Raw genomic sequence first — 1,040 nt, 5'->3', positions numbered from 1 at the left:
ACACGTGGGACGGCGAGATGTTCCGCATTGTTCCCTCCGAGGGCGAGATCGTCAAGGAGATATTCCGGAGATACCTTGCCGGAGAATCTGCCTACGCCATCGCCAATACACTTGCGGGGCGCGGAATCACAGGACGGCAGGGGAGACCAATCGAGCAGACCACGGTAAAGGACATCCTCTCCAACATCTCCTACACAGGCACAATGGCGCTGCAGAAGAACTACATCAGCGAGGGTCATATCCGCAAACGGAATAAAGGGGAACTTCCCATGTATCTGGTGGAGGGGATGTTCGAGCAACTCGTGTCAAAGGTAGATTTCGACAAGGCACAAGAGATACGGAAACGGAGAGCCGCGCAGTCTAGCAATCGGAATCCTGTTCTTCTTCCGTTTTCCGGAATGGTGAAATGCGGATGCTGCGGAGGTGGATTCAGCAGAAGAACCGCCGGGAAGTACAGACGATGGGGATGCAACACAAGAGAGCGGAAGGGTAGCACTGCTTGCGATAGCCGTCCAATCAAGGAAGAGGAGCTTGTGGCTGCGGTCAGAATCGCCATGGAGAAGGATGATTTCGATACCGCTGAACTCAGGCGCAAGGTGTCCAAGATCGTCATTTACGGCGACTGCGTAGAGTTTCATCTTACGAATGGTCGCATAAAAAAGACTGCCCGCATCTACAACGGGCAGCGCGGCAGTAATCCCTTTACGAACAAAGTCTACTGTACTTCCTGCGGCAGCAAGTGTGAGCGGGATACATGGACGAAGGGAACTAAGGTGTGGTCTTGCAGTCAGCCACGCACAAAGTGCCAACTGAGGAGATTGCCCGAATCCGAGCTGAGGGAAGCTGCGGCATCCTTCTTTTGCAATGGCTACGAGGGCAAGATTGTGCAGAACGTCGAGCGGATCATCATATCCGACGATGAGGTCATATTTCAACTCAAAGAAGGAGGTGCCTACCGATGGCAAAGACAGTGCGGGTAATCCCGGCAAGCCCTAAAATCTTTCGTTCTGAGGTTACGGCAGAACCAAGGCGGCGCAGAA

The 1,040-nt window shown here is 53.5% G+C and carries 1 protein-coding gene; it reads left to right on the top strand.

Annotated elements, in window-relative coordinates:
* The coding region (locus HMPREF9163_RS03780; RefSeq protein ID WP_009440333.1) for a recombinase family protein at positions 1-980 on the top strand (980 nt) is incomplete at its 5' end.
* Positions 981-1,040: the final 60 nt, after the last annotated feature.

It is taken from the genome of Selenomonas sp. oral taxon 138 str. F0429 (assembly GCF_000318175.2).
GTDB classification, from domain to species: Bacteria; Bacillota; Negativicutes; order Selenomonadales; family Selenomonadaceae; genus Centipeda; species Centipeda timonae.
This window is presented reverse-complemented; position numbering and strand designations above follow the sequence as displayed.